The sequence below is a fragment of the Marinomonas sp. BSi20584 genome (assembly GCF_002792415.1).
Classification (GTDB): Bacteria; Pseudomonadota; Gammaproteobacteria; order Pseudomonadales; family Marinomonadaceae; genus Marinomonas; species Marinomonas polaris.
Map to the genome: position 1 here is coordinate 1 of NZ_KZ454884.1, position 21,798 is coordinate 21,798.

Genomic DNA, 21,798 nt, shown 5'->3' on the forward strand with positions numbered 1-21,798 from the left:
TGGAATGTCCAACTATTGGGGGTCAGTTCAAACCAACAAAAATAGCGACTAATAAAAACAAAAAAGCCCCGCATAAGCGAGGCTTTATCCTAGAAGATTTGGTTAACTAAATAACTTCGCGCTCAACAAGCTCATCAAATTCAGCTTGCAACTGACGCTCTACAGGGCTTTCTACATCCTTAGCGTTAATATGGTGCTGTCGACCAGCATGCTTCGCTTTATGTTTAATTAACTGTTTCTCTAACTTGCCAACTAACAGGTCAAGGGCAGGTTTAAGTTGTTTATCTGTTTGTACCATTGCAAAAAGATCATGACCAGGAATATGAACACTGGCTTCTACAATTAATTCATGAGTCCCATGCTTCTCTGTATTTAAGGTCACATTAATGGTGGTTATCTGATTATTGATACGCGCCAAATGATCCATTTTATCTTTTACTACTTCTTGAACTTCTTCACCAGATTGGACGTGGTGACCGCTAATATTCAATGTATACATAGAGAATTTCCTTCTGTTTTGGTCAGGTTTTTTATTAACTTAAGTCTTGTTCCTCCTCCGTTGCCCTTACCTATAATCTAAGGATGGTATGCCCAAATTTCAATACCCATATTGTAAATACTTGCTCAAGATCATGATTAAAGCCAAGAACTTACATACAAACGCAAAGAATCTGCCTTAAAAAACTTTATATATCAATATCATAAGTCTAAAAATCTAGCAAACATTTCAAGTCTATATTGTATAAAAATATGTATTTATTTTCCCTATAACTGGCTATAGCATCATCATAGAAAGTTTAAATAGCAAATTTATTTTGTTCCTAAACTGGCTCAACACTTCGCATCAAACGACTACTGTACAACCGATAAAGAATGGCGAGGAATACGCATAATCCAGCCGGTACAGACAAAGCATAAAAACTAAATTGATGAAATAACCACGTCCCTATTGAGCCACCAAAAATAAAACCTGTCATTATGATAAGAAACAAAAAAGCCCTTCGCTTATCCATAGGCTTTCCTTGTAAAGCTCCTCCCAGCATAATGCCCAAATCAGTAAAGATGCCGGTTAAGTGGGTAGTTCGTACCACAGCACCACTATAAGTTGTTGCAAGAGCATTCTGAAGACCACAAGCAGCTGACGCAAAATAATGGCCTGAGGTATGATTGTTTAACAAAAAATACATGGCAATTAATAAAAGTGCGGCCTCAATGATTAATAAGACATCATATAAGCGACCTAGTTTCAATGATGTTCCCGTCAACATAAAACCAGAAAGCGCAGAACCAAATAAGAAGCTTAGCAGTATTCCAATTAGATGCAAAAGTGTCCCCGGTATTGGATTTAACAAAGCACTACCAATAAGCGTAGCAGTACCCGATAAATGCGACACTGCTTGATGCTGAAAACCTATCAAAGCAACTGCATTAACACTTCCAGCGATCAAAGCAAGCAAAAATGCACCATACTCAACCCACTTTGGCAATCTTGATAACACACACCCTCCTAAAGCTTCTATTTGTCTTGGCCACGTAATCCTACTATCAAAAAATGGAGCCATACCACTCATTGATAACATCATGCCCTACTCAACCAAGCAAGCAAAAAAAAGCGCCAGTCACGTATGACTGGCGCTTTTTTTGGAAAATAAACTAGGCGATTCTAGTCATTTAGCAAAATGCGTAACATGCGGCGCAATGGCTCTGCTGCACCCCATAATAACTGATCACCAACAGAGAAAGCACTGATATATTCAGGCCCCATGTTCAACTTGCGAATACGACCAACAGGAATATTCAATGTTCCAGTCGCCGCTGTTGGAGTTAGACGCTCCATAGTTGCTTGCTTATCATTAGGAATAACACTTACCCAATCATTATGTTGAGCAAGCATGCCTTCGATATCAGCAATAGGAATGTCTTTGTTTAGCTTAATAGTATAAGCCTGACTATGGCAACGCATCGCACCGATGCGGACACATAACCCGTCAACTGGAATTGGCTTACCATCGATACCTAAGATCTTGTTACACTCCGCCTGCGCCTTCCACTCTTCACGGCTTTGACCGTTATCAAGCTGACTGTCAATGTAAGGGATCAAAGAACCAGCTAATGGCACACCAAACTGGTCAGTTGGCAATACACCAGAACGCATTGTTTCTGCGACTTTACGATCAATTTCTAGAATCGCACTAGCAGGATCTGCAAGCTCAGCCGCAACAGAACCATGTAACATACCCATTTGATTGATCAATTCACGCATGTGGCGTGCACCGCCTCCAGAAGCAGCTTGGTAAGTCATAGAGGTCATCCATTCAATATGACCTTTCTCGAACAACCCACCTAGCGCCAATAGCATCAAACTAACTGTGCAGTTACCGCCTACAAACGTTTTTACGCCATTGCTTAAACCTTGCTTGATAACATTTAAGTTAACAGGATCAAGTACGATAATCGCGTCTTTATCCATACGCAACGAAGACGCCGCATCAATCCAGTAACCTTTCCAACCAGCATTACGCAACTGTGGGTAAATAGCCTTGGTGTAATCCCCGCCTTGACAGGTAATAATAATATCCATCTTTTTCAATGATTCAATGTCACTTGCATCTTGAAGCAATGGAATATCTTTACCAATTTCTGGACCTTTCTGCCCCGTTTGAGATGTAGTGAAAAAAACTGGATCAATATGATCAAAGTCTTTTTCTTCCATCATTCGTTGCATCAACACGGAACCGACCATTCCGCGCCATCCGACTAAACCTACAGTTTGTTTTGACATGGTTAATGTTACCTTTTTTTGTGGGGCCACTCATACCAAGAGCAGTATCCCTAATGAATGCCCAATATCGTTATGATATTACGCTTTTAATGCTGCTAGAACTGCATCGCCCATGGCTTGCGTACTAACAGTTTCGCATCCTTTTGATGCAATATCTGCGGTTCTTAAACCTAGATCTAGAACCTTACTTACTGCCGCTTCAATAGCATCGGCCGCATCTTTTGCGTCTAAAGAATAACGCAACATCATAGCAACTGACAAAATTGTCGCCAATGGGTTAGCGATTCCTTTGCCTGCAATATCTGGCGCAGAGCCGTGACATGGCTCATACATACCGCGACCTTCAGCATTTAGAGAAGCAGAAGGTAGCATACCAATAGAACCTGTCAACATAGCCGCAGCATCAGAAAGGATATCACCAAACATATTGCCAGTAACCATTACATCAAACTGTTTTGGTGCACGAACAAGCTGCATTGCAGCATTATCTACTAACATATGAGTCAATTCGACGTCAGGATACTCTTTCGCTACTTCTTCCATGACCTCTTTCCAAAGAACCGTCACTTCTAGTACGTTGGACTTGTCAATTGAGCAGACGCGCTTGCCACGTTGACGAGCTGCTTCAAAAGCTGAACGACCGATGCGACGAATTTCTGACTCATTGTAAACATAGGTGTTAAAGCCTTCGCGTTCGCCATTTTCTAATATACGAATACCACGAGGCTGACCGAAATAAATACCGCCTGTTAATTCACGAACAATAAGAATATCCAAGCCAGCAACGATTTCTGGTTTCAAGCTAGACGCATCAGCTAACTGCGGATACAAAATTGCAGGACGAAGATTCGAAAACAGCTCAAGGTTAGAACGTAAGCCAAGTAAGCCTTTTTCAGGACGAACAGACATGTCTAACTTATCCCACTTAGGTCCGCCCACAGCACCAAGCAAAATAGCATCGGCTGCTTTCGCTTTTGCTAATGTCGCTTCAGGTAATGGGGAACCCGTCTCATCATAAGCAGAACCACCAACCAATGCGCTTTCATGTTGAATATTCAATGAAAACTGTTCATTAACCGCATCCAATACTCGAACCGCTTGCGCTACGATTTCTGGGCCAATACCATCACCCGGTAATACCAATACATTTTTAGTCATTTTAAACCCTTAAAAGCTATGTCTTTTGTTTACTGACCGCGTGGCAAGAAAAGCCAAGGCGCATCATTCATGCGTTTTTCTTCGTAACGACGGATCGCAGAATCTTGCTGTAACGTCAAACCAATATCATCCAAACCATTCAACAAGCAATGTTTACGGAAGTTATCGACATTAAACTCAAATATCGCACCAGAAGGCGATGTAACAGTTTGGTTTTCAAGGTCGACAATCACTTGAGCACCTTCACGTAATGCCACTTCAGCGAACAATTGATCCACTTCTTCAGCTTGTAAAACGATCGGTAACAAACCATTTTTAAAACAGTTATTGTAAAAAATATCCGCAAAGCTTGGAGCAATAATCGCGCGGAAACCGTAATCATCTAATGCCCAAGGCGCATGTTCACGACTAGAGCCACAACCAAAGTTCTGACGAGCCAATAACACACTCGCGCCTTTGTAACGATCTTGGTTTAAAACAAAATCCTTACGAATAGGACGACCATCGCATTCTTGGTCTGGTTGACCTTCATCTTCGTAGCGAAGCTCATCAAATAAATTTTTACCAAAGCCAGTACGCTTGATGGATTTCAAGAACTGCTTCGGAATAATCATATCTGTATCAACGTTTGCCAAATCCAAAGGAGCGGCTAAACCTGTGTGTTTAGTAAAGGGACGCATGCTCTTCTCTCCTAGTGTTTCACAAACTCATTAACATCAACAAAGTGACCAGCAATTGCTGCGGCCGCAGCCATCGCAGGGCTAACCAAATGCGTACGACCACCAAAGCCTTGACGGCCTTCAAAGTTACGGTTCGAGGTAGACGCACAATGTTCGCCAGCACCTAACTTGTCAGCATTCATTGCCAAACACATAGAACAACCTGGTTCGCGCCACTCTAATCCAGCCGCCTCAAAGATTTCATGCAAACCTTCCTTTTCAGCTTGCGCTTTAACCAAGCCAGAACCCGGGACAACAATCGCTTGCTTAAGAGTAGAAGCCACTTTACGGCCTTTAACAACTTGCGCTGCGATGCGTAAATCTTCAATGCGTGAATTAGTACAAGAGCCAATAAAAACGCGGTCAAGAGTGACATCAGCCAGCATAGTTTTGCCTTCTAAACCCATGTATTTCCAAGCACGCGCATAACCTTCTTTTTTCACCGGATCTTTCTGATCTTCAGGGCGAGGAATTGGCTCATCAATGGCGATAACCATTTCAGGTGACGTTCCCCATGTAACCTGTGGCTTGATATCTTCAGCTTTCAGCACAACCACTTCGTCAAATTGCGCGTCTTTATCAGAAACAAGATCTTTCCAGGCTTCAACAGCCATATCCCAATGCTCGCCTTTTGGCGCATAAGGACGACCTTTTACATATTCGATAGTGGTATCGTCTACTGCGATCAAACCAACACGAGCGCCCGCTTCGATTGCCATGTTACAGACAGTCATACGTCCTTCCATCGACAATGATTGAATACCCGTTCCACCAAATTCAATGGCGTACCCCGTACCACCAGCCGTACCAATCGCACCGATAATCGCCAAGACAACGTCTTTCGCAGAAACCCATGGCGACAATTCACCATCAACACGAACCAGCATATTGCGGCTTTTCTTTTGTACCAAACACTGAGTTGCTAATACGTGTTCAACTTCTGATGTACCGATACCATGTGCCAAAGCACCAAAAGCACCATGAGTAGATGTATGTGAATCACCGCAAACAACCGTCATACCTGGAAGCGTCGCACCTTGCTCTGGCCCAACAACGTGTACGATTCCTTGGCGGATGTCTTTCATATTGAATTCAGTAATACCGAATTCGTTACAGTTGTCATCTAAAGTGATAACTTGGATTTTAGAAACTGGATCGGCAATACCATCTACGCCAGAAATACGCTCTTTCTTAGTCGTTGGCACGTTATGGTCTGGCGTTGCCAAACTTGAAGACACACGCCAAGGCTTACGTCCTGCCAATCGAAGCCCTTCAAATGCTTGAGGCGATGTTACTTCATGAAGCAACTGCAAATCGATATAAATCAATGCGCTGCCGTCATCTCGCTGCTGAACAAGGTGGCTATTCCACAACTTGTCATAAAGTGTTTTACCTGACATAAGTTCTCTCCTCAGAAATCTATTGCGCTATCCTAAAACTTTGGCTTAAATTACTCAAATTCATATTTTTCATGTTTTGGATAATTTTTTGGAATGATAGACATTGCCGAACTGCTTACTTTTATAAAAGTCGCCGAAACCAGCTCTTTTTCAGCAGCTGGTGATCAACTTTTTGTTACCCAACCCGCTATTAGCAAACGTGTTGCCTCACTTGAAAGCAGTCTTGGAGTAAAACTTTTTGATCGCATCGGGCGTCAGGTTCAATTAACAGAAGCCGGTATTCGTCTATTACCCAAAGCACGAAAAATGGCAGAGGACCTGCAAGACATAAAGCGCAGCATGACACTACAAATGCAAGATGTAAGCGGTGAATTACGCATATCCACTAGCCATCACGTTGGCTTACACCGCTTACCTAAATCTCTCAAACGATTTCAAGAAGATTTCCCAAGCGCACAATTAGAAATTGAATTTGTTCAATCTGAAGAAGCTTATCAAGATGTATTAAAAGGAAGAGCAGAACTGGGGATTATTACTCTATCTAATAAAGAAAATCCGCTCATTGAATCATTGCCTATTTGGTCTGATCCACTTGCCTGTGTGGTCAGTAAAGATCACCCTCTCGCGCTTTCTAAAAACTTGAGTCTAATTGAATTAGCACAGCATGCCTGCGTTTTGCCCAACAAAAACACTTTCACAAGACAAATAGCAGAACAAGCATTTGGCAAACAAGGCCTAAAACCTCAGGTGCGAATGAACACGAACAACCTAGAAACATTAGCGATGCTGGTTAACATTGGCTGGGGTTGGTCACTACTTCCTTCGACACTAGTCGACGAAAAACTCGTCGTATTAAACTTGCCGGATTTGAACGTAGAAAGAAAACTAGGAGTTATTCATCATAAGCAAAGAACACTTAGCCGTGCTGCTATCGCTTTTATTGAATTACTTAAATGCGACAGCACAAGTTTATAGGATCTTTAGGAAAAGACTTTTAGGAAAACTAACGGCGCTGACTAATAAGAAGTATTGTTAGTGCCAGCGTACTAACACAAGCTGCTAGAGTAAAAACCCAAGCTCCACCCAACCATTCCCAAAGATAACCAGTAATTACCATTCCCAGTCCACCGCCTAAGCCGATAGCAAAAGCGCTATACATGGCTTGACCTTGACCAGCAAATCGTTCTGGAAAAAGACGTCTAATCTGCTCAATGGAAACCATATGAAACAGTGCAAACGTAATACAGTGGAGCAACTGCGTAAAAATAAGCACCCATGCAATAGAGGCAAACCAGCCGACTAATAACCAACGAACAATACCGCAAATAAAACAAAGTGTAATAATGTGGACCACATCAAAGCGCTTAATTGTATTACCAAAAAATAAGAACAAGAAAATTTCAATCACCACACCCAAAGCCATCAATAAGCCAATTTGTTCGCCACTGTAACCAAAGTTAGACAGATGCACGGCAAAGAAAACATTGAAAGGCGCATGTGACATAAAAGCCAAAAATGCTAAAACAAAAAACAGCATCGATTCAGGATTTTTTACTAATGCAAAAAAAGAAGTTGTCGCCTTGGGTTGATTGGTCTCATAGGCCTGTTCTTTAAGGAAAAAAGACGTCACAACTGCAAGTGCCATAAATGCACACATTGTAGGAATAACGACACCTATCCCAAATTGACCGATTAAAAAACCAGCTCCAGTTACTGCAAACACATAACCAATTGAACCACCGGCTCTTAAACGTGTATAGGGTACATCCAATTGTCGGATACTACGCACAGTCAAAGAGTCCGTCATCGGGATAAGTGCCGAATAAAACAGCGCCATAGTACAGGTCAATAGCCACAAGGTTTCAAATTGATCGCTCCAATTAAACGGAATGACGGCAATAAAACAACCTAAAATGCCTAATTGAAGTATGCGTTTTGGCAAACCTACTTTCGCAGTTAACCATCCCCAAAAATGCGGTACCAAAATGCCAGACAAAGTGAAAGTAGACATCAAACGACCAATCTCGGAAGCGGTTAAGCCAATCGATTTATAATACATCGATATATAAGGCATCATGACGCCGATAACAGCACAGAAAAAAAAGTAAAAGAAAAATAAAGGCCAAGCCACAGGGCGAGCATTTTCAGAAAACATCATGGCTCCAAAAAATTACGATGTTTACTGCCAAATAAGACAACAAAGATCATGCATTAATTATAATGATTAAGTATGCTGGAAATATTGTAAAAAAGCACGACAGATAATGGTGCAAGTCCGCTACAAATTTAACCTATCCTGTCCCTGCTCATATTAATAATTTTCTTATTTACAACGAGGACAATCATGACAAACAAAACAGAATGGTGGCGTGGCGCCGTAATTTATCAGGTTTATCCTCGTAGTTTTTTCGACTCAAATAACGATGGTATCGGCGACCTTCCTGGCGTAACGGCGAAGATGAGCTACATCGCTTCATTAGGCGTTGACGCGATTTGGCTCTCTCCGTTTTTCACTTCACCCATGAAAGACTTTGGTTATGATGTTTCCAACTACTGTGACGTGGACCCTATTTTCGGAACACTGGCCGACTTTGATGAACTGATTGCTTCCGCTCATCATCACGGCCTTAAAGTTATGATTGACCAAGTTCTAAATCATAGTTCAGATCAGCATCCATGGTTTGTTGAGTCTCGCAGTAGTCATGACAACGACAAAGCCGATTGGTATGTTTGGGCGGATGCAAATCCAGATGGTACAGTCCCTAATAATTGGCTGTCTGTTTTTGGTGGTCCAGCTTGGCATTGGGATAGTCGTCGTAGACAATATTATCTTCATAATTTCTTAGACAGCCAGCCAGACTTAAACTTCCATAACCCTGTCGTTGTCGACGCATTACTTGAAACCGTTGAGTTTTGGTTAAAACGCGGCGTAGACGGCTTCCGACTAGATACAGCAAATTATTACTATCATGACATTGAGCTAAAAAGTAACCCTCCCAAAAAAGAAGTGGTGGAAGGAAGTATTGGGGTACGACTCGACAATCCATACGCTTACCAGCTGCATCTATATGACAAATCCAGACCTGAAAATATTGCCTTTTTAAAACGTTTACGCACCTTATTAGACCAATATCCAAACACTACAACCGTTGGTGAAGTAGGCTGTGATTTTGCACTTGAAACCATGGCAGCTTATACACAAGGCAAAGATAAGTTACACATGTGCTACTCGTTCGACCTACTCACTCATGATTCCTCGATGGCTCACATTCGCAACACAATGGAAACAATAGAAGCGGGATTAGGCGATGGCTGGCCTTGTTGGTCGATCGGCAATCACGACGTGGAACGAGTAACTACACGCTGGGGAAATAACCATGATCCAATTGCCAAAAGCAAAATCTATATGGCAATGCTTTTAACCTTGCGCGGGAGTGTTTGTTTGTATCAGGGAGAGGAGCTTGGACTACCTGAAGCAGAGCTGACATTTGATCAATTAGTTGATCCTTTTGGTATTGCTTTCTGGCCAGAGTTTAAAGGTCGAGACGGTTGCAGAACCCCTATTCCATGGAAAAACGAAACACTGGGAGGGTTCACTCAGTCCGCTCAACCTTGGCTACCCATTGCAGAAGACCAAAAACCATTAGCGGTTAGCGAACAGGAAGGCAACCGCCATTCTGTTTTGCATGCTTATCGAGATTTTCTTCATGTAAGACGCAGTCATCCTGAGTTACGCCATGGTGACATTAAGTTTATCTACAACGATGAAACAACACTGACATTCCTTCGTAGCTATAATGGCAAACGTCTTTACGTGGCAATCAATACCGCTAACCAAGACATCATATTACCAGTCGAACTCAAACTATCAGCATTGACCTTGCCAGAAGCCATGCACAGTGGGTACATAGATGGAAAGACTATCGTCCTTCCTCCTTTTAGTATTTTGCTCGCATCCGTTCTAGACTAACTTTTTAAACCTACCCTTTTTAAACTTACTTTTTAGACCTAAGAAAAAGCCCCACTCTTAAAGCAATAAAGAGCGGGGCTTTAAGCTTATGCAGCAAAAGAAAAAACTATGAGGACAACAGCTCTTGGTTTGGCCACGCATTAATAATAGCTTTTACCAAAGTAGCTAATGGAATCGCAAAAAATATCCCCCAGAATCCCCATATACCACCGAAAAACAAAACTGCAACAATGATTGCCAGCGGATGCAAGTTCACTGCCTCTGAAAACAATAAAGGGACAAGCACATTACCATCCAATGCTTGAACGATTAAATAGGCAACCACCACATAGATGAATTCACTCTGAGTTCCATATTGATAGAACGCCACCAACACAACTGGAATAGTCACGGCAGCCGCACCGATGTAAGGAATCAACACCGACAAACCGACTAACAAGGCCAGCAACTCTGCGTATTTCAAACCAAACACCAAAAATACAACATAAGTCACTACACCAACGACAAACATCTCAATGAACTTGCCTCGAATATAATTTGCAATCTGGCCATTCATTTCATGAGCGATATTACGCATCATTTTTCTTTCCTTAGGTAACCAAGACGTCAAATAATCAAGTATTTTATCTTGGTCTTTTAACAAGAAAAAAATCACCAATGGCACTAATACCACGTAAATAACAACTGAGAACAACGAAGGAATGCTCGACAATGAAAAAGATAACAACCATTGCCCAAGATTCGTTGACTCATTGGCCAGTGAATTTGTTACTTCATCTATCGCCGCTTGACTAACTAAATCACTATGCCCTTCAGCAAATTGCTGCACTTCATTGCGAATTACCATAAACATCCTCGGTGCATCTTGCACGAGTCGTACAGCTTGGCGCCAAATAATTGGTACCATGACACCGATAAAAACACTACAGGCGGTTAAGAAAGTAAAAAATACAATAAAAACAGATGTGAGATGACCCAGTCGGAGACGTTGCAGCCGATCAACTAAACCCTGCAGTAAAAATGCTAAGACGATAGCAATTAATATTGGTGCTAGAATCCCGCCCCAAAAAGCCAAAACACAGAGCGTAGCAATCAGTAATAAAAGAAAGACCACTACTTCTTCATTAGAAAAATACCGTTTAATCAGCGTATCAACAATTTTAAACATATCGAGTCCGTTTCAGCTTTTTTGAATAACAAAGGTATACACATCATTGTCTTCACATGTTGACAATAAAGTAAATCCGACGAGTGCCGTATATTGAGGGATATCTTTTAACGAACCTGCATCGCAGGTTGTCACACATAAGCGCTCTCCCACCGCCATCTTACTTAACGCCATTTTTGCCTTTAACAAAGGCATTGGGCAACGATCTTCTCTTGCATCCAAGATTACGTCATACTGATTGCCTAGATTGATCGTCATTTTATAATTTACCCAATGAATACATTAGCCATATTATGAGACTATTTTCAAACGTTACAACAGGCTTAACCATCTTAGCCGTTGTTTTTACAAGTACTTTGTCCAATATAAGTACAGCCAGCATTCCTGATCTGGAAGCGAACAAAGACGAAAGAGCCTTGTCTAATCCCTCCTACATACTAGGACAATATTGGTTTCGAAAACTAAATGGAAGCCGAGCATTAATCGACTTTCCTCCAGCCTACGATTACTTAAAAGATGCGCTATCTCAAATTCTTCCGCAAACGAATCTTTATAACACCACAGTCGAAATGACACTTTTGAACAGCTCGCAGAGTAATGCTTTTGTCATTCCAGGCAATCATCTTTTCATTTACTCAGATATTATGGAGATGATAACTAGTGAAGACATGCTATTTGGCTTATTAGGACACGAAATTGCTCATTTGGACCTTCGGCACTATGAGCGCCAAACCAAACATTCTGGTGAAGAGTTACAGAAGACTCTTGTCATGCTGGGGGCAGGAATAGCTGCAGCCCTAGCTGGCGCCGGCTCTGATGCCACAACAGCACTTTGGCTAGGGGGTATAGCGAATCAGGCAGAAAATACTCTAACTTATAGTCGCAACCAAGAACAAGAAGCCGATCGACGTGGTCGAGAATATCTAATCAACGCAGGACTCGCACCAGAGGGTATGACAAAATTATTTCAGGCTTTCTTTAAGCAGGCACTGGGAAGACCAAAACTGGAATATTTATCAAGCCATCCTTCGCCAAACTCAAGGCTATCTGATTCCTTTAGTACCGAGACTAAAGAAACTATCTTAAGCAACAATACAACAACAGACTTTGAATTTTTTAGAGCAAGCCTACTAGCGTACAGAGCTGGTATTGAGGACAAACCCTTTACCTATTTAGATCAAAAAATACAGGATAATGATGCTAAAAATTTCGCCAAAGGACTTTTCTCTTATCTTATCCAATCCCCCGAAAGAGCTCTAATTTTTTTAAATAAACTAGAAAAACATAATCAATTTACAGATTACTTACAAGCGCTTAGTTATGCTGCTTCAGGCCAAACAGAGCAAGGCCTTAACATCATAAATATGCGGCTAGACCTTGCACCAAAAGATATTCTTTTTTCAATGCTTAATGCACAATTAACTAAGACAAAACCTATCTCAGTTTATTCAAATTATCTTTATGAGCAGCGATTAATTTGGAGAGCAAATATTCAATATTATCAATCTAGAAACAACATCCCTATGGCACTAAACTATCGAGCTTTATTAGACTTTAGCCAAGGAAAGGATAAAACTGCAGAGTATTTAATTAAACGAGCCGAAAATGACGCTAAAGATAACGACAAAAATGCCATACAAGAGACAGCAGCAAAATTTAAAATAATTAATGAAGCAGAAAAACAAGAAGACTTAGAAGAAGAAAATAGAAATTAGCGAAATATAAAAAAATAAAAAGCCAAACTAAAAGTTTGGCTTTTTTATCTACAGCAAGTCAGCATCATTCTGCTGATTGTGCGTGGAGTTCATCAAACTGTGCTTGCAATTCAGCATGTTTAGTTTCGTATGCAGATACTTTCTGATCTACACTATATGCACCATTCAAATTAACATTTGCATCGACATCAGCGCCCATGTTTTCAAGTGTTACAGCAAGTGCTTCTACGCTACCTCTAGCACTTTGAATGCGGTCAGTAGGACTCTCACCAGAAGCTGCAAACGCACTTGTAGCCATTACAGATGCTGTTACTAGAGCTAGAATAGTTTTATTTAAAGTTTTCATATCGTTATCCTTTAATCTGTTAAATGGGGTTATTATTCCGCTGTTTGAGCATGTAATGCATCGAATTGGTTTTGCAATTCTGTATGCTTAGCGTCATATACAGCCGCTTTTTGATCAAACGTATAAGCACCATTTAAATCGACACTGGTATCAACATTAGCACCCATATTTTCAAGTGTTACCCCTAACGCCTCAACACTGCCTTTTGCACTTTGAACACGTTCAGTACCTGTTTCAGCAAAAGCTGCTGTCGTCATTACAGAAGCAGCCAATAGCGCTAAAATAGTTTTATTTAAGTTTTTCATAATATTCACCTTTAAAATTAAATAGTATTTGAATCGATCATCAAGCGTTTAATTACTCTGCAGATTGTGCATGCAAAGCGTCAAATTGATTTTGAAGTTCAGCATGTTTCGCATTATAAACAGCTGTTTTCTGTTCAAAAGTATAAGCACCATTTAAATCAACACTGGTATCAACATTAGCGCCCATATTTTCAAGAGTCACACCTAACGCCTCAACACTACCTTTTGCACTTTGAACACGTTCAATGCCTGTTTCAGCAAAAGCTGCAGTTGTCATTGCAGAAGCAGTTAATAGAGCCAAAGTTACTTTAGTGATAGTTTTCATATTTTTCTCCTTGAGAGAGCAATCATTAATATTTAAAATTCAAATCGTTTATCGCTTCGATAATTTTATAATAGTCCTTTACTGAAAATTAAAAAGCCCAAAACAATATCTTCCACCTTTTTTCCAAATACGAACTAACAAACATCAATTCGAGTAAAGATCACAAAAAATAGGTAGAAATCAAAATAAATAAGGCAAAAAAACAGTCGAATAAGGAATAAATACACAACACGTGACTTTCACTTAAGAGCGATTCCCGATATAGAGACAAATCGATAGGGATAGATCGAAAAATTTGCTAATATACATCATCTGTTTGGATATAAAAGATTATGACACCGCTTGCTTTAATAGATAACTTAGAACATTTACCGAATCCTTTTACTCAGTTTGAAGGTATTGTTGCTCATTTAGAAAGCTCTACACCTCATATCAATGATCCTGAGTATCGACGAGATCTTCAGCTAGCATTATGCTTTATCTATAGTTACAACGGCTCACAAGCAACATTCAACTCTTATAGACGAGAAGTTGAGCGATTACTCCTCTGGTCATGGCATATCGCCTTATGCCCAACAACCCAGTTACGTCGTGATCAGATCGAAGAATTTATACATTTTTGTATAACACCTCCAGAAAGCTGGATTGGCACTAAAAACGTCGCTCGTTTTAAATTACATATGGGGCAGAGAACAGCCAATAAAGATTGGCGACCATTTGTTGCGCATGTGAGTAAATTAGAATTTAAAAATGGTGATGTACCTAAAGCCAAACAACACTCATTATCTCAAGCAGCCATCAGGGCAACATTTTCAATCCTATCGTCTTATTATGGATTTCTTATGCAAGAGGATGCTGCACAGCAAAATCCTGTGGCATTGATTCGACAAAAAAGTAAATTTGTAAAAAAAGAAATCTCTCGTAAACAAGTCAGACGTATTTCTAATTTACAGTGGGATTATGTAATAGAAACAGCAGAGATGTTGGCTGAAGAAGATCCCGCACACCATGAACGCACTCTATTTATAATGAATGCTTTACTTGGCATGTATTTACGAATTTCTGAATTAGTCGCCGATGAACGGTCTGCGCCAGTGATGGGCGACTTTATAAAAGACGCCGACGGACATTGGTGGTTTAAAGTTCTTTCAAAAGGTAATAAAGAACGACTTGTTGCAGTATCTGATGATATGTTGAATGCGTTAAAACGCTATCGACAGTTTCGAGATTTACCATTACTGCCAACCATTGCTGAAAACACACCTCTTGTACCTAAAAACCGAGGGCAAGGTGCGATGACAAGCTCACGACAGGTTCGCAACATAGTTCAGCTGTGCTTTGACAAAGCTTATGAACGCATGTGTGAAGATGGCATGAGAGCCGATGCTGATGACCTACGTGTTGCAACCGTTCACTGGTTACGACACACAGGCATATCGGAAGACGTAAAAACGAGACCAAAAGAACACGTTAGAGAAGACGCAGGCCATGCCAGCATGGCTACAACAGATAAATACATTGATACCGAATATCGGGAGCGCCATGCAAGTGGCCGAAAGAAAACTCTTCGACCTCATTAATTACCACTCACAACAAGAACTAGCACTTCTCTTTATTGTGAGTTGTGCTATTTTGACCAACGCTCTAGGCTTTTTTCGTCGTTAGTATTGGCCTCTACCCAACGACTATCTGAGCCTTCAGATTCTTTTTTCCAAAACGCTGCTCGGCTTTTTAAATAATCCATAATAAAATCACACGCTTGAAAAGCTTCGGCACGATGAGAGGCACTGACACCAACAAATACGATCTGATCATCTACTGACAAACGACCCACACGGTGCACAACGCAAACGTCTAATAAAGGCCAACGTGCATTGGCTTCATCAACAATGACTTGCAAATTACGCTCCGTCATTCCTGGATAATGCTCAAGCTCGAAGCTGCAGGCCTCTTTGGGTAAGTCAGAAAATTGGCGTACCAAACCAACAAACATGGCAACAGCACCCGTTTGATTAGCCTTCAATAAATTTTTATATAAAACATCAACGTGAAAATCTTCTTCCTGTACGAGAATCATTTAGCCTCCGGTGACAGGTGGAAAAAAAGCCACTTCACTGACAGATTCAGGGACAATATCTGGGTCTCTAGCAAATTCGAAATCAATAGAGGATTGGATACCTTTCTCAAGCAGCGCTTGTCCTTTATCTAATTCATTAGCCAATTGGTGTTTTAATTCGCTAATACTCAAAGGTAATGCTAACTCTGCAATGTATTCGCTCTGACCAATGCTTTCTTTCAAAGACGCAAAAAATACCACCCTCACCTTAGACATTCCCTTTACTCCAGTCACCGCTTTTACCGCCTTTTTTTTCTAACAAAGACACATTCCGAATAACTATGCCCTTATCAACTGCTTTGCACATATCATAAAGCGTCAATGCTGCGATACTAGCACCCGTAAGGGCTTCCATCTCAACACCCGTTTTACCGGATAGTGAGCAAGTACATAACACTTCCAACTCACAATCACTGATAACAATAATATCGACCGTCACTTTCGTTAACATCAAAGGATGACACAATGGAATCAAGTCAGATGTCTTCTTTGCCGCTTGAATACCTGCAATACGAGCTGTTGCCAACACGTCGCCTTTTGGCAAACCTCCTTCTATCACTTTTTTTAACGTAGCTGGTTGCATTAAAAGAATTGCCTGAGCGGTTGCCGTGCGTTTAGTAATGTCTTTGTCTGAGACATCAACCATATGTGCGTGGCCTTGATGATCCAAGTGGGTAAGTTTATCGCTCATAAAAATCCTAAACAGTATACATAGATTAAAAATGTCGCCTATATTTTAAGAAAGCCAGTAGGAATGCAAGTAAAGTCTTAGAGATACTGCACTAACATACTTATAATACCGCTCTTAGACGGATCTCCCCTAATCATCACCTTTTTCAGTTAGGAACAGTAGGAATGGCATCAAAGTGTTTTCTTTTTTTTCTTTTTATAGCAACGCAGCTATGGGCAGAAAATACGATCATTTCCAATGGAAGTGATCCAAGGATCAACGTGCTAATTCCAACCTTCAAAGAAACACAACCCATTTCAGCTAAAGATGTACTATCAAATGGGGAATTTCAACAAAGCATTTATGAAGAGTCCCAAGGCTTCTCAGAAAGCGCTTACTGGCACAAGTTAAGCTTTCCCAAAACCACAACACCAAACATGGGGCAAACGATTCATCTTGCCTTAAACTACTACGTCATCGAACACCTTGATTTCTATTTATTTCATGGAGATCAGCTTCAGTCACAATGGAAAAGAGGCGCACTAGAAAGCTGGAAAGGTGATACAAAACGCTACAACGGCATTTGGATACCGATATCATTGTCCAATGAGCAGGATACAACGCTATTAGTCCGTAAACAGGGTAATAGTCCGCTACTAACACCTTTTATGTTGTTTGATGATACAAACGCTGAAGCCAAAAAAGAGGAAAAACTGATTTTCTGGACCTTTATCATCAGTAGTTTGGTTATTCTACTCGCTCACAATGTCTTTGTTTTTATCCTACTAAGACAGCCAGGCTTTGTTTACTACCTTGGCCTAAATATCATTATATTTATTGCGCTATCCGTTGTCACAGGGTTCAGTAGATGGATTTTTTCAGAAGAAATTAGCCAATGGATCATTAGAAACCTATTTGTCATATTTGGTATCGGAGCTTGGATACTATTTCGCTTCAGCATACATTTTTTAAAAGAAGTTCGGATCCCTTCCTCTCAATCATTGATTAGAAAATATGGTGACAGCATTTTCATCATATTCTTACTTTCGACACAACTATTCTCGGTTAAAACCGCTGCGCTCCTGTTTGCTTGCCTCGAAGTATTTCTATTTTTTATTTGTATCTATTGGGGCATAAAAGCCTATCTAAAAGGCTTTATTGCGGTACGCTTTTATTTGTTTTCTTGGTTCTTTTTAATCATTGGCAGCATACTAAACACTCTTATCTTTTGGAAAATATTACCCATAAACCTTTTTACGGAATCTATTCTTCCTATTTCTAGCATGCTACAACTACTTGGCTTTGCCTTTGCTTTTGCAGATAAATCCAAGCAGTTTGAACGTAATCGAAAACTACAAGCGCTCACTGATTCATCAACCAATCTCCCAAACCGAACCTATTATTTTGATAAGCTGCCAACACTATTAGCATCAATAGCGCCACACTCTCCACAGCTAGCACTTGTCATGATAGACATCAGCAACTACCAAACTTTGAACCAAGCTTTTGGCCCTGCCAAAGCAGACTCCGTTATATCAAAAATCATTCAAAGTATTCATCAACAAGCCCTAAGGATGGAAGGCGTTTTATCTTTTCCTTTACCCAATAAAAGTATTAATAAAGTCATTCGGATAACAGCAACCAATATCATCTTAATCAGTACAACTCCAGATCAAATCAAGCAACAGATACTAAAAATCCAGCGGATTCTTGATACCCCAACACTGGTAAACAAAATTCATTTCAGACACCAATATAAAATAGGTAGCGCACTTTACCCTACACAGGGAGCGGATTTAGACAAACTGTATCAGAACGCACTCATCGCTAACCACTCGGTCACTTATTCATCCGGTAACTGGGCTGCTTTTACCGATAATTTAAAAAGTAATCACGCCCATCAATTGGGTTTAATCACTCAGCTGACAGATGATATTGAACATGAAAAGCTCTATTTTCACATTCAGCCTCAAGTCAATTTAGCAGATCGAAGTATTATCGGTGGTGAAGTTCTTGTTCGTTGGCACAACAAGCACTTAGGGCAAGTATCGCCAGCAGAATTCATTCCATTAGCAGAACAAACAGGTCTTATATACAAGCTCACAGATATGTTGCTTGAAAAAGTGTTTCAGTGGGCTTTTGAACACCCAGCTGCATTGTCAACACAGCGCCTATCCATCAACATATCTGCACTTGATTTGCTTCAAGAAGACTTTGCCAATCAAGTCATTGAAAAGCTTCAAAATCATCATTTATCAGCCTGTAAGTTCACTATAGAAATCACTGAAACCAGCATCTTCCAAAACAACGACATAGTACATAACAACGTAAGACAGCTACATCATGCAGGTTTTAAGCTTGCTATCGATGATTTTGGCGTAGGTTATAGCTCTATGCAAAATCTCGTTGCTTTAGAAACAGATGAATTAAAGATTGACCAATTCTTTGTAATGAACTTATTAAATGATCCCCAAAGCCAGACCTTATGCCGCAACATGATAGATCTCTGTAAGGCACTTAATATCGTTAGTGTTGCTGAAGGTATTGAATCCGAAGAAATCTTACAACTATTACTACAATGGCAATGCCAAATTGGACAGGGTTATCACCTCTACCGACCTATGTCGCCGAACGATTATCTCAAATTATTAGATTAAAAGTTCCGCCTTTGTCAGCGCCAACAAATCGTGCATAATGCTGTAAACATTAATGACATCAGAATCCACTCACCACAAAAACACGGTTAATAGCTAACATCGCATGAGCCTAATAGACGATTATCAACTGCTGGAGATCCCAACCACCGCCAGCGAGCAGGAAGCAAAAACCGCGTTTAGACGTTTGGCAAGGCGCTATCATCCTGATAAAAATCCTGATAAAGACACAACGGAGCTTTTTCAGCGTCTTCAGGCTGCTTACGAAAATGTTACCAACGCCATTCGCCAAGGTGCGCAAGTCAACGACTGGAAACCTTTTACCTTTACCAAAGAAAACACACAAAGCTCTGGCGCCAAAAACCGTTATACGAATTTTTCGACCGCCACAGACAAAGAACAGGAAGCCTTTGTCAAAGAGCGACAACGTGCCTACGAAGAAATGAAGCGCAACAACGCTCACCATGAAAAAACACGTAATGACGCTATCAAAGCAGCACGTAATACCATAAATGAAAAACGCGTTAAAGCCCTTTACGAAGAAGCCTTCAAGGCATCCAAAAACTTTACTTCACAAGGCTACAGCTATACAGACAACCAAAGCGGCGAAAAACCAGATATACCACCTTACCAATCCTTTGTGGACGATGAAGAAGAATACACACAATCTACACAATCCACACAGTCGTTCTATAACGAACCAGTTAGCCAACCGATTAAATTAGACGCAGCAAAGGCTGCATTTCGCGCTGCTACCTATATCGCTTGTTTTGCTGCTGGCATTTACAGCACGCTGTATTGGCAATCATCCAAGCAGGAAACAGCCTCCGAGCAAAAAGTAGCCACCTACATCAGTGGCTTATATCCCCAGTTTCGTGTTGGAATAAGTTACACCTTAGCCGACACCACGCTTTATGCAGAGCCAGATGTATCCAGCGCCATCTTGCAAACCATCCCAACTCAATCAGATCTGCAAAGTATTAAATCGCAAGGCAACTGGTTGACTGTCCGTTACAACGGCATGAATGGATGGGTGCAAACAAAAAATATTGGCTTTGGTAGTATTCAACACGCACTTCAAACCGGTTGCTTTGGCCAGCCCGGTGCTGCACCTCAGCATGGCGAGTTAATTGGTGTGGCTGACGGAAGTAGCCGTTTGCGCATTTTGAACCAATTACCCGAGCACAGCATGCTCACCTTCGAGTCCTATGACGGACAAGCGCCCTTTTCTATCTACTTGTATGGAAAACAAGCATACGCAGCCAATTACATCCCCAGAGGCAACTACCGGTTGGTGTTAGAGACAGGTTCCCTGTATCATCACGCCTGTAACCAATTCCTCTTTAATGACACAACCAAAGTCATCTTAGACAATGTCGATTTTGCCAGCACTGAGCAGTCACTCACGCTAAAGCCATAATCTGACTATTGAAGACCTTTGCACGAAGTCACGAGCGAAGCCAAGACGAGGCAAAAATACACGAGAAAGCAGAGTTTATGAGTTATAAATGAGCATTTTGAGTCTATTTTTAACAAAGTATTGGCGAGCACAGTAGCCGTGCAAAGGTCTCTAAGAGACAAACAACCCAGAGTACTTCACGACCCATGCTAAGTAACATCCGAATCGTACTAATCAACACTTTTCATCCTGGCAACGTCGGCGCCATTGCCAGAGCGATGAAGAATATGGGACTAACCAACCTTTATTTAGTTGACCCAAATGACTACCCATCAGAAGAAGCCACCAGCCGCGCTGCCGGTGCTGTTGATCTGCTTGAAAATGCCACCATCGTTTCTACATTAGAAGAAGCCATCGCAGACTGTAGTCTTGTCATTGGCACAAGCGCCCGTCATCGCACTTTTCAGCTTCCTATTATGAATGCTCGTGAATGCGCCGAAAGCGTAATTCCAGAAGCCGTTGATCATAATGTTGCTATTGTTTTTGGCCGTGAGACCACAGGCTTATTAAACGATGAAATTGCTCAATGTCATCGCCAAGTTTATATCGACGCCAATGATGAATATCCGGTATTAAATATTTCACAAGCGGTACAAATTGTCGCTTATGAAATCTGGATGGCAAATCAAAACAAAGAAAACTACAAAAAAGAAACGCCAGAATATCCACATAAAAAAGACATGGATCTTTTCTACGAACATTTAGAAGAAACACTTTATGGTATCAACTTCATCATCCGTAGCCATCCAGGCAAGGTTCTAGATAAGTTGCATCGCTTTTTTAATCGCTCTCGTCCAGAGAAACAAGAATTAGGAATTTTACGCGGAGTGTTGGCTGCGGTACAACGCGAAGCTGGACTGACAGAAGCAAACAACCATCCAGAGAAAAAGGCCAAAGACGCATTAAAAGAAGCGGCTAAAAAAGATTAAGCACCAACCCCTTCTTTTACCTAATGTCTAAAATATAAAATGCAGCCAATTGGCTGCATTTTATATTTTTGGCAAAGTGTTG

22 protein-coding genes are annotated in these 21,798 nt (G+C 40.9%); 7 read left to right on the forward strand and 15 right to left on the reverse strand.

The window, feature by feature from the left end; all coding sequences use genetic code 11:
- Positions 1-106: 106 nt before the first annotated feature.
- The 6 genes from hpf to leuC form a co-directional block, all read right to left on the reverse strand.
- Complete coding sequence (hpf, locus tag TY87_RS14815) at positions 107-499, reverse strand: ribosome hibernation-promoting factor, HPF/YfiA family (protein WP_072839160.1); 393 nt, start codon at positions 497-499, stop codon at positions 107-109.
- A gap of 322 nt (positions 500-821) precedes the next feature.
- Complete coding sequence (locus TY87_RS14820; protein ID WP_100187661.1) at positions 822-1,499, reverse strand: YoaK family protein; 678 nt, start codon at positions 1,497-1,499, stop codon at positions 822-824.
- 164 nt (positions 1,500-1,663) lie between these two features.
- Positions 1,664-2,782, reverse strand: coding sequence for an aspartate-semialdehyde dehydrogenase (asd, locus tag TY87_RS14825; protein WP_100187662.1), 1,119 nt, complete (start codon positions 2,780-2,782; stop codon positions 1,664-1,666).
- A gap of 78 nt (positions 2,783-2,860) precedes the next feature.
- On the reverse strand, positions 2,861-3,940 hold the full coding sequence (gene leuB, locus TY87_RS14830; protein ID WP_100187663.1) for a 3-isopropylmalate dehydrogenase: 1,080 nt from the start codon (positions 3,938-3,940) through the stop codon (positions 2,861-2,863).
- A 29-nt stretch (positions 3,941-3,969) separates the two neighbouring features.
- Complete coding sequence (leuD, locus tag TY87_RS14835; protein ID WP_100187664.1) at positions 3,970-4,620, reverse strand: 3-isopropylmalate dehydratase small subunit; 651 nt, start codon at positions 4,618-4,620, stop codon at positions 3,970-3,972.
- A gap of 11 nt (positions 4,621-4,631) precedes the next feature.
- The gene (gene leuC, locus TY87_RS14840; protein ID WP_100187665.1) at positions 4,632-6,059 is read right to left on the reverse strand and encodes a 3-isopropylmalate dehydratase large subunit; all 1,428 of its coding nucleotides are present in this window, start codon (positions 6,057-6,059) and stop codon (positions 4,632-4,634) included.
- 93 nt (positions 6,060-6,152) lie between these two features.
- Between leuC and TY87_RS14845 the strand changes: the two genes are divergently transcribed.
- Complete coding sequence (locus TY87_RS14845) at positions 6,153-7,034, forward strand: LysR family transcriptional regulator (protein ID WP_100187666.1); 882 nt, start codon at positions 6,153-6,155, stop codon at positions 7,032-7,034.
- A gap of 28 nt (positions 7,035-7,062) precedes the next feature.
- On the opposite strand, the gene TY87_RS14850 is transcribed toward TY87_RS14845, so the two are convergent.
- The gene (locus tag TY87_RS14850; protein WP_100187667.1) at positions 7,063-8,214 is read right to left on the reverse strand and encodes an MFS transporter; all 1,152 of its coding nucleotides are present in this window, start codon (positions 8,212-8,214) and stop codon (positions 7,063-7,065) included.
- 189 nt (positions 8,215-8,403) lie between these two features.
- Here TY87_RS14850 and TY87_RS14855 point away from each other — a divergent pair, with 189 nt between their 5' ends.
- Positions 8,404-10,029 (forward strand): alpha-amylase family glycosyl hydrolase, encoded by a 1,626-nt coding sequence (locus TY87_RS14855; protein WP_100187668.1) that lies wholly within the window; start codon positions 8,404-8,406, stop codon positions 10,027-10,029.
- A gap of 106 nt (positions 10,030-10,135) precedes the next feature.
- Here TY87_RS14855 and TY87_RS14860 read toward each other — a convergent pair whose 3' ends face one another.
- Together TY87_RS14860 and TY87_RS14865 are read right to left on the reverse strand one after the other, a co-directional pair.
- Entirely contained in the window at positions 10,136-11,197 is a 1,062-nt protein-coding gene (locus tag TY87_RS14860; RefSeq protein ID WP_072839168.1) for an AI-2E family transporter, read from the reverse strand.
- Between the two features lie 12 nt (positions 11,198-11,209).
- On the reverse strand, positions 11,210-11,455 hold the full coding sequence (locus tag TY87_RS14865) for a sulfurtransferase TusA family protein (protein ID WP_072839169.1): 246 nt from the start codon (positions 11,453-11,455) through the stop codon (positions 11,210-11,212).
- Positions 11,456-11,490: 35 nt separating this feature from the next.
- On the opposite strand from TY87_RS14865, the gene TY87_RS14870 reads away from it, so the two are divergent.
- Positions 11,491-12,912 (forward strand): M48 family metallopeptidase, encoded by a 1,422-nt coding sequence (locus TY87_RS14870; RefSeq protein ID WP_100187669.1) that lies wholly within the window; start codon positions 11,491-11,493, stop codon positions 12,910-12,912.
- Positions 12,913-12,976: 64 nt separating this feature from the next.
- Here TY87_RS14870 and TY87_RS14875 read toward each other — a convergent pair whose 3' ends face one another.
- From TY87_RS14875 to TY87_RS14885, 3 genes are read right to left on the reverse strand one after another with little or no spacing between them, the layout of a single operon-like run.
- Entirely contained in the window at positions 12,977-13,258 is a 282-nt protein-coding gene (locus TY87_RS14875; protein WP_100187670.1) for a hypothetical protein, read from the reverse strand.
- A 32-nt stretch (positions 13,259-13,290) separates the two neighbouring features.
- Complete coding sequence (locus TY87_RS14880) at positions 13,291-13,563, reverse strand: hypothetical protein (RefSeq protein WP_100187671.1); 273 nt, start codon at positions 13,561-13,563, stop codon at positions 13,291-13,293.
- Positions 13,564-13,615: 52 nt separating this feature from the next.
- Positions 13,616-13,888: a hypothetical protein gene (locus TY87_RS14885; RefSeq protein ID WP_100187672.1), complete on the reverse strand. Its 273-nt coding sequence runs from the start codon at positions 13,886-13,888 to the stop codon at positions 13,616-13,618.
- A 332-nt stretch (positions 13,889-14,220) separates the two neighbouring features.
- Here TY87_RS14885 and TY87_RS14890 point away from each other — a divergent pair, with 332 nt between their 5' ends.
- Positions 14,221-15,468, forward strand: a complete 1,248-nt coding sequence (locus TY87_RS14890) for a tyrosine-type recombinase/integrase (protein WP_100187673.1) — start codon at positions 14,221-14,223, stop codon at positions 15,466-15,468.
- 47 nt (positions 15,469-15,515) lie between these two features.
- Here the strand turns inward: TY87_RS14890 and TY87_RS14895 are convergent, their stop codons facing one another.
- The 3 genes from TY87_RS14895 to moaC are packed head-to-tail and all read right to left on the reverse strand — an operon-like array spanning position 15,516 to position 16,695.
- The gene (locus TY87_RS14895; RefSeq protein ID WP_100187674.1) at positions 15,516-15,965 is read right to left on the reverse strand and encodes a molybdenum cofactor biosynthesis protein MoaE; all 450 of its coding nucleotides are present in this window, start codon (positions 15,963-15,965) and stop codon (positions 15,516-15,518) included.
- A complete protein-coding gene (locus TY87_RS14900; protein ID WP_100187675.1) occupies positions 15,966-16,220 on the reverse strand; it encodes a MoaD/ThiS family protein in 255 nt (84 codons plus the stop codon).
- Complete coding sequence (gene moaC, locus TY87_RS14905) at positions 16,213-16,695, reverse strand: cyclic pyranopterin monophosphate synthase MoaC (protein WP_100187676.1); 483 nt, start codon at positions 16,693-16,695, stop codon at positions 16,213-16,215. The genes TY87_RS14900 and moaC overlap by 8 nt, the downstream gene beginning before the upstream one ends.
- Before the next feature lie 260 nt (positions 16,696-16,955).
- Between moaC and TY87_RS14910 the strand changes: the two genes are divergently transcribed.
- The 3 genes from TY87_RS14910 (at position 16,956) to trmJ (ending at position 21,716) form a co-directional block, all read left to right on the forward strand.
- Complete coding sequence (locus tag TY87_RS14910; protein ID WP_232617149.1) at positions 16,956-19,331, forward strand: EAL domain-containing protein; 2,376 nt, start codon at positions 16,956-16,958, stop codon at positions 19,329-19,331.
- 103 nt (positions 19,332-19,434) lie between these two features.
- Positions 19,435-20,748 (forward strand): J domain-containing protein, encoded by a 1,314-nt coding sequence (locus tag TY87_RS14915; RefSeq protein WP_100187678.1) that lies wholly within the window; start codon positions 19,435-19,437, stop codon positions 20,746-20,748.
- Between the two features lie 185 nt (positions 20,749-20,933).
- Positions 20,934-21,716: a tRNA (cytosine(32)/uridine(32)-2'-O)-methyltransferase TrmJ gene (gene trmJ / locus TY87_RS14920; RefSeq protein WP_072839180.1), complete on the forward strand. Its 783-nt coding sequence runs from the start codon at positions 20,934-20,936 to the stop codon at positions 21,714-21,716.
- Positions 21,717-21,798 lie beyond the last annotated feature (82 nt).